The 7,426-nt window shown below is 59.9% G+C and carries 6 protein-coding genes; 3 read left to right on the top strand and 3 right to left on the bottom strand.

The window, feature by feature from the left end; genetic code table 11:
• The 3 genes from tilS to pal form a co-directional block, all read right to left on the bottom strand.
• Window positions 1–850 (bottom strand): tRNA lysidine(34) synthetase TilS (tilS, locus tag COGEMETH_RS25095; protein WP_373875430.1); only part of this gene is annotated, 850 nt, incomplete at its 3' end.
• Window positions 847–1,872, bottom strand: a complete 1,026-nt coding sequence (gene ybgF / locus COGEMETH_RS25090; protein WP_238185382.1) for a tol-pal system protein YbgF — start codon at window positions 1,870–1,872, stop codon at window positions 847–849. The genes ybgF and tilS, both read right to left, overlap by 4 nt.
• Before the next feature lie 100 nt (window positions 1,873–1,972).
• Window positions 1,973–2,476, bottom strand: a complete 504-nt coding sequence (gene pal / locus COGEMETH_RS25085; RefSeq protein ID WP_238185381.1) for a peptidoglycan-associated lipoprotein Pal — start codon at window positions 2,474–2,476, stop codon at window positions 1,973–1,975.
• Window positions 2,477–2,864: 388 nt separating this feature from the next.
• Here pal and COGEMETH_RS25080 point away from each other — a divergent pair, with 388 nt between their 5' ends.
• From COGEMETH_RS25080 to COGEMETH_RS25070, 3 genes are all read left to right on the top strand, one after another.
• On the top strand, window positions 2,865–3,260 hold the full coding sequence (locus COGEMETH_RS25080; RefSeq protein ID WP_238185380.1) for a response regulator: 396 nt from the start codon (window positions 2,865–2,867) through the stop codon (window positions 3,258–3,260).
• A gap of 1,051 nt (window positions 3,261–4,311) precedes the next feature.
• Window positions 4,312–6,054: a hypothetical protein gene (locus COGEMETH_RS25075; RefSeq protein ID WP_238185379.1), complete on the top strand. Its 1,743-nt coding sequence runs from the start codon at window positions 4,312–4,314 to the stop codon at window positions 6,052–6,054.
• Window position 6,055: 1 nt separating this feature from the next.
• Window positions 6,056–6,883 (top strand): hypothetical protein, encoded by an 828-nt coding sequence (locus COGEMETH_RS25070; protein ID WP_238185378.1) that lies wholly within the window; start codon window positions 6,056–6,058, stop codon window positions 6,881–6,883.
• Window positions 6,884–7,426: the final 543 nt, after the last annotated feature.

The raw sequence follows: 7,426 nt of genomic DNA, 5'->3' as shown, positions 1-7,426 counted from the left end.
GGGGAGCGACCTCTCCGGACACGGCGCTCCCGTCTCCCGACTTAGCTCGCGGGCCACCCTCCCCCGCAGGAGGGGGAGGGAAATGCGCCGACCGCGGTTCGTTCGATCCGGCCTGGAGATCGGCCGCCGCGAACGCGGCGGACGCCGCCGCCTGCAGGGCGTCCTCGTCGCGGGCGGCGCGTTCGGCCAGCCGCGCGAGGCGGGCCGCCGTCAGGCCCTCGCGCTCGAGCAGGGGCTGGAGCGCACGCAGGCGGGCGCGGGCGAAGCGGTCGTCGGCGTTCGACGGGTCGCGCAGGTAGGCGATGCCGCGGGCCTCGCACCAGGCCACCAGATCGGCCTTGGGGATGGCGAGGAACGGCCGGGCGAGACGCAGGCCGGGGGCGAGCGCGCGCTCCACCCGCATCCCGGCGAGGCCTGCGGGGCCGCTGCCGCCGAGAAGGCGCATCAGCACGGTCTCCGCCTGGTCGTCCAGGGTGTGCCCGGTGAGCACGAGGCCGGCACCGATCGCCCGCGCATGGGCGGCGAGCAGCCGGTAGCGGGCGGCCCGCGCGGCCGCCTGAAGGCCGGAGGCCGGTTTCGAACCGGTCCAGGGGAGGATGGCATGCCGCAGGCCGAGCGCTTCCGCGGCGCGGCCGACCGTCGCGGCCTCGGCCGTGGAATCCGTGCGCAGGCCGTGGTCGACCGTGGCGACGTGGAGGGCGTCCCGCCGCCCATAGGCGGCGGCCGCGTGCATCAGCGCGGTGGAATCGGGACCGCCCGAGACGGCCAATAGAACGACGTCAGCGCCGGCATCGGGCGCGAGCCAGGAGTCGAGGGCCGACCGGAGGGGGTCGGAATCGGCTCGGCTCAAGCGGCGCAGCGGGCGCGCTTCTGCTCGCGCACCACGCCCTGGCGCACGGCGGGCGTGACGCTCGTGAACTTGCGGTCCAGCTCGGCCAGGGTCGCGCAGGCCTGCTCGCGGGCGCCGAGCGCGTTGAGGGAGACGCCGAGCTTCAGCATCGCCTCGGGGGCCTGGGGCGAGCGGGCGTAGTCGGTCGAGACCTTCAGGAACTGCTCGGCCGCCTCGCGGTTGCGGTTGCGCTGGAGGTAGCTCTCCCCGAGCCAGTAGGTCGCGGCAGGCACGTGCCCGTCGCGGGGATGGGACTGGATGAACTGGCGCAGTCCCATCTCGGCCTGCTCGTATTGCCGGCTCTGGATCAGACTCAGCGCCGCCGCGTAGTCGGCGCTCGCGTCCCCGGTGCCGGTCGCCGCGACGCTGGAGGGCGTCCGCTGCTCCGGCAGGGCACCTGTCGTGCCGACGCGCGAGGGCGGGGTCAGGTCCACGGGCTCGTCGTAGCCCGGTGTGGCGCCCATGCCGTCGGCATCCTCGGACTCCTCGATGGCCGCCGGCGGCAGGCGCCGGGCCTGGGCCGGGACGGGAGCCGCCTGCACGGGGGCGGGCTCGGGCGTGGCGAGCGGGACGGAAGGCGCCGCCGCGCCGAGCTGCATCGGCGCACCGGGCCGGCCGGGGTTCTGGTCCGGGTCGAAGGCGTCGCCCCGCTTCTGCGACTTGCCGGGCGCGGGGTTGCCCGAGCCCGGGTTGCCGCCGTTGACGGCGCCGGCGGGGGCGGGCCTGCCGCCGGTCGCGGCGCCTGCCGGGGCGGGTTTGCCGCCCTTCTCGTTCAGGCGGAACTCGACGTCCTCCTGGAACTTGCGGAGCTGCTCCTTGAGCTGCCGGTTCTCGTACTGGAGCGTCTCGATCTGCCCGGCCATCATCCGGGACTGGCTCTCCAGCCGCCCGAGGCGCACGACGAATTCCGAGGCGTCCTGCGCCGCCGCGGGCGCGATGGCGGCGAAGGCGAGGCAGGTCGCGAGGAGGAGGCGGGCAAGCATGGGGGTCGGCACCGGTTTCTGCGGCGGGCGCGCCGGGCGGGCGCACCGGTATCAGATGCGCCCCCTCGCGGCAAAACTACGGCGTTGCGTGCGGCGCCCCTTACGATGCCGCGCCGCGGTCGAGCACGGTGACGGCCCGGCGGTTCTGCGACCAGCAGGAGATGTCGTTGCAGACCGCGACCGGGCGCTCCTTGCCGTAGGACACGGTCCGCATCCGGCCCGAGGCGATGCCGCGGGAGACGAGGTAGTCGTTCACCGACTGGGCGCGGCGGGCGCCGAGGGAGAAGTTGTATTCGCGGGTGCCGCGCTCGTCGGCGTGGCCCTCGACGATGAAGGTGTAGCGCGGGTAGCGCTGCAGCCAGGCGGCCTGCTTGTCGAGGGTGGCGGTGGCGGTGGGCGTCAGGTCGGTCGAGTCCGACTCGAAGAACACCCGGTCGCCGACGTTGACCACGAAGTCCTGGGCGCTGCCCGGCGTCGCGGCGCCCGCGCCGAAGGCGGAGGCGTCGGCCAGTTCCTTGTCGTTGCTGCAGGCGGCCAGGCTCAGGCCCAGGGCGAGGGCGAGCCCGATCGAGGCGGCGGCGCGCAGGCGCGCGGAATGGGACATGGTCTTTCTCCTGGGGGCGGCCCCGTGGGCCGCCGGCGGGTCGTCGAAGTCGATCCGCGTGGTCTCAAGCACCCGTTCTAGGCCGGGCCGGTTAAGCGAAGGTTCCGTCAACCTTGACGGCGCGTATTGGGCATTGCCGGACCACGACCGGTGTGCGCCCGCGCACGCGGCCGAGGCTGATGCGCCAGACGGCCACGCTTGACGCGCCCGGAATGCGGCACCGGGACGGCAGGGCCGCCCGCCGGCGCCATCGAACCGAGCGGCGTTGCTGCGGCGCAACAGGCGGGATTGCGCGACTGTCGGCGCATATGAACCGGGCACGCATCACTGTTAGGACAATGTAAACCGTGTTGGCCCTGACTGGCCCGGCAAGAGCCGAGACTCCCCGATGCCCCGCCCCCAGACCGTGCTCGTCGTCGAAGACAGCTACCTGCTGCTCGAGATCGTCGCGAGCCTGTGCGAGACCCAAGGGGCGGCCGTGATCGAGGCCTCCAGCGGCGAGGCGGCGCTGACGATCCTGCGCGCGCGGGGCGCGCAGGTCGACTGGCTGTTCACCGACATCAACCTGCCGGGCCTGATCGACGGCTGGACCGTGGCGGAGGCCTTCCGGGCGCAGCATCCCGACCGGCCGGTGGTCTACACCTCGACGGCCGGGGGGCGGCACCCGCGTGCGGTGCCGGGCAGCCTCTACCTACGCAAGCCCTTCCAGGTCCGGGAGGTCAACGCGATCGTCCGGATGATGATGCAGGGGCTGACGGACGTGCCGCTGCGCGCGGCCGGCTGAAGCCTTTCGCTCCCGCCTCAATCGCCGGCGCCCGCCTCCGCGGAGCGCTCTTCGCGCCCAGTGGTGGAAATCCGACGCTTGGTACCTGCCGCGAACGTCAATAATGGGTGGGGAGCGGAACCTGACCCTTCCCCCGGAAGCAGACGGTCCGCTTCCGACCCACCCCGGACGCTCGATCCCTACTTTTCTTTTCCCGAAAGCGGACGCAGATTCAAAGGACCGTCGTTGCAAGCCGCTCGTCGCGCTGATGTAATGAGCGCGAAATAATCGGATGCTGGCGGCGGGTGATGCAGAACACCGACGAATTCCTACCTACCTGTAGCACCCCCGCCTTGCCGAGCACCACCGGACGGGGCGCGGAAAAAATGACGACCTGCCTTTCAGGGCCACCGCCGTTGCCAAGCCTACCCGCCGTGCAGCAGGACAACATCGAACGGCTGTTAGTCAGCCTCGTCCCGCCCATCCCGTGCCCAAACTAATGAAGGCGCTCCACGCTGTCCTCTGACATCAAAGTGCCAAGGTAATGCTAGGGATTGGGACAAACTCAAAGCCGACATCCGATCCCGCTGCCTTCGGATGGTGGCGCTGGACCACTCCACGTCGTGGCAAATGGCGGCCACGAACCCTGATGATTCCAGAGTACGCATGCGTGTTGCGATCAATTACATGCTCTTGGACATGCTGGCCGCTGCTTCCAGCGAGAGCTATGAAGACCGACGATTCTGTCAAGCGCAAGTTAAGGACAAACCGGGCGCCAAGGGTTGATATGTGTTGGCGCGACTACTTAAATAGATACAACAGTAGCTTAGCAATAAATTCCAGAGACATGTCGTGCTTGCAAGTACAAATAGATACGATGCGTATCTGCGCAAATATTGGAAATATAAAAAGTTTTCAAATTCTACACGGATATATGCATTCGTAGAAATTGTAAATACATCCTCCAATGAAAATTTACTCGGATTTTCGCGCAACATGATGCTTTAGGAGAGAATTTCTCTGGTAATTGCCTGGGCCTCATGACACTCTAAGAATAGAAAACGAGAGAAGCATGTCCGACTCACCAGCCCCTGACGTGAACCCATACGGAACCGAGTTCAACGAGTTTTCGCTGGACTCGGACTTCGTTGAACAAGCAGAGTACATACCGGAGGCTGATTTCCTTGCCTTTAGTGCAGAGCACCCGGATGAAGAAAGTATTATAAGGCGCTTGTCCACTGGCGGAGCCAAACTACTTGTGGGACCGCGAGGGTGTGGCAAGACAACTTTGATGTTAAAAGCATACTACCGCCTTCTGCGTAGCGAAAACTCGACAACTCTGCCGATCTACGTTAACTTCAAATTATCTCTTAAGCTGGAACCGCTATACGTTAATACGCCGAACGCTACATTCTGGTTTAGGCAATGGCTGAACTTGAAGATCTATGAAGGATTGTACAAGAGTATTCGTGAGAACGAAATATACGATATTCCGAGGGCGATCATCAGTGAGCGTGAAATTAGTAGAGCTATAAAAATTTTAGAATCGGGCAACTTAAATGAAGCGAAGGGTGCCTCTTCATATACCATTGAGGAACTTTCTGACGGCATAATGCGAGTGTTGGAAGCGAACGATTTAAGCAGATGTGTTCTACTGCTAGATGATGCAGCACATGCATTTTCGCCGCGGCAGCAGGAGGACTTTTTTGAGTTTTTTCGGCAGGTAAAGAGCAGGGAAATTTCTCCGAAGGCTGCGATCTACCCTGGTATCACGACCAACTCTCCTACCTTCCACGTCGGGCACGATGCCGAACAGATAGACGTATGGGTCCGTCCGGATAGGTCGGACTACATCGGGTTCATGACGGCACTCGCCGAAAAGAGGTTTAGGGGCGAGCTCCCGTCCGCTCTAGCAAATACTACAGATGCACTCAATTTTCTGGCTTACGCGTCTTTTGGTATTCCCCGCTCCTTTCTGAATATGCTTCGCGCGGTGTATCAGGACCATATTTCAGCACCGCAGATTACTAGTACCCTTGACCGTAGAAAGCTGCTGCAAGCTGCTCAGCAAGGTAAGGAGTCCGCACACAACGTTTATGACTCACTTTCTAATAAGCTTCCGGCGTACCGTGATTTTGTCAACACAGGTAATCTGCTCTACGGTCAGATAATCGAGAATCTAAAGAACTTCAACAAGACACGTAACGAAGATGATCAAGCTCTTGAGATCGGCCTGAAGAAGCCAGTACCACCAGAGATGGAGAAAGTCCTAAGCTTTTTTCAATACGCGGGAATACTTATGCCGGCAGGCGTTAATAGTAGAGGTATCAAAGGAACATTCGAATTGTATATGGTTCATTTCGGTGATCTGATCACAGAGAATGCAATCGTAGGACGCCGTACAAAAAGTATTACAAGTTTCGTAAGGGCTTTCTCCGCCCAAACACATCAAGCTTGGCCAAGAATTTCACCCGAAACCCTAGTTAAGGGATCGCGTTATCCCGAGCTATTTCGCTTATCGTTACCTAATTGTCAGCAGTGCGGAACAGAGAGGGCGAGCCAGCACGCTAAGTTCTGCCAAAATTGTGGCGCTCCATTAAAAACATCGTCGATCTATGAAGAGCTTACCAACCAAGATATCTCGGTGCTCCCACTATCGAATCGTATAATTACGCGTATCAAGCGGGACTCACAAATTCGGACGATCAAGGACATATTGATTGACAGCAACCGCACTAATCTTCGTGGTATTGCCTACATAGGTCCTGTCAGAGCCGCGCGTATCGCCAGTTACGCAGAAGAGTACGTGGCATAATATGTCGATCGAAAATTTTGCAAATGAGCTTCCCCCAGTGGCGCGCCTTACAAACTTGGAGAACTATCTCGTTGAGGAGGATCGAACGTCTCCTATCGATGCATTTACCCGCGGTATCAAGGAGATACTTTCACAAGGATCTGAAGAATTTTTGCAGAGCAGTGGTTACATAGGCCGACTACTAGTTCTAGCTGTCGTTGCTTCGGCAGAATCTTACTTTCGTACTGTATTGTCAATGGCCATGGAGTTATGCCCTCTATCGAAAGCAAATGCTTCGGAGAAAACTATAAACTTGGGTGGATTGCTGTGGCACGGCCATCAACGTTACAGTTATAGTGCTTTCGATAACGCTTCATTTTCCAGTGCTCAAGAAATACGAAAAGCGACTAGAGAGTATATATCTTTCAACCTAGATGACTCGATATTCAAAATCCCACTCGAAGAATTCGATAAGGTCTGCCAGTTCCGGCACGGTATCGTTCATGGTGATGGCTTTCTTCCGGGCAAGAATGCCGTGAAATTGGACATCCGCCAATACGACCGACCTGTCCGTATCACCATCCGTTACCAGCAGCTTCAGGAAGTCACTGCTGTAGTCAATACGTTAGTCGTTCTCTTCAATCGGCAGCTCTTCAGCGAGTTCTGTCACCGCTGGGCTATTGGCTGGCGTAGACGTGCTGATTGGCGGCCCGAATCGGAAGGAGAAAGTTTTTCTCGCATATGGGCCATCTTCCATTCGCAAGAAGAGTGGGAGAGAAGGCGCGATCGTGCTGCAATTAATCAAGCTGCGTGCCTCGAACTTGTAAGAAATACATACCAGTTGCGTTGAGATCTCAATTGACAGTAACACAAATCTGCTCAATTCCGATAACTCCGAATGGCATCATTATGTTGCATTGTTGCTCGGCGCTCGTTTCGGCGGTCGAATATGTGTCGCGGAAACTACGTCCGAGCCACTTCGCTGAAGTTTGAAACGAATCAATATTAGTTAAGCTGTGATACAGTTCGTAAGAACAACCTGTAAGGTCGCTGCTGTCGCTCGGTCATGTGTTAACTGTAGCTGTATTACACTCTAACTCACTGTGATAAGCTGATAAAGGTTCCTGCAGGGCTCTAACTCACAGCTACAAATACCAAAGCAACCAATATTTAAGCCAAAATCTGCAGATGCTTAAGTGTAGCAGCTCTGTGTCAATCAATAACATTTTGCATGTGCGTTGCGACTTGTCGCATCGGCTCAGGAGATGGTGGATCTTGGATCAACTCAACCCGCCAACACCGAGAGTGCTCTAATTCTGTCACTTGAAAGCAGACCGTCCCCAATCCACCCAACCCTGTCGTTGGCCTCTTCCTCGACACCCTGGAAGAAGAC

It is taken from the genome of Methylobacterium trifolii, assembly GCF_022179685.1.
Taxonomy (GTDB): domain Bacteria; phylum Pseudomonadota; class Alphaproteobacteria; order Rhizobiales; family Beijerinckiaceae; genus Methylobacterium; species Methylobacterium trifolii.
Note: the sequence above shows the minus strand (reverse complement) of the source record. Positions and strands in the feature narration are given on the sequence as shown.

Bases quoted from the DNA above. Each gene is read 5' to 3' on its own strand.
- COGEMETH_RS25070 (WP_238185378.1), top strand. From the start codon at position 6,056: ATGTCGATCGAAAATTTTGCAAATGAGCTTCCCCCAGTGGCGCGCCTT.
- ybgF (WP_238185382.1), bottom strand. From the start codon at position 1,872: ATGCTTGCCCGCCTCCTCCTCGCGACCTGCCTCGCCTTCGCCGCCATC.
- COGEMETH_RS25075 (WP_238185379.1), top strand. From the start codon at position 4,312: ATGTCCGACTCACCAGCCCCTGACGTGAACCCATACGGAACCGAGTTC.
- pal (WP_238185381.1), bottom strand. From the start codon at position 2,476: ATGTCCCATTCCGCGCGCCTGCGCGCCGCCGCCTCGATCGGGCTCGCC.
- COGEMETH_RS25080 (WP_238185380.1), top strand. From the start codon at position 2,865: ATGCCCCGCCCCCAGACCGTGCTCGTCGTCGAAGACAGCTACCTGCTG.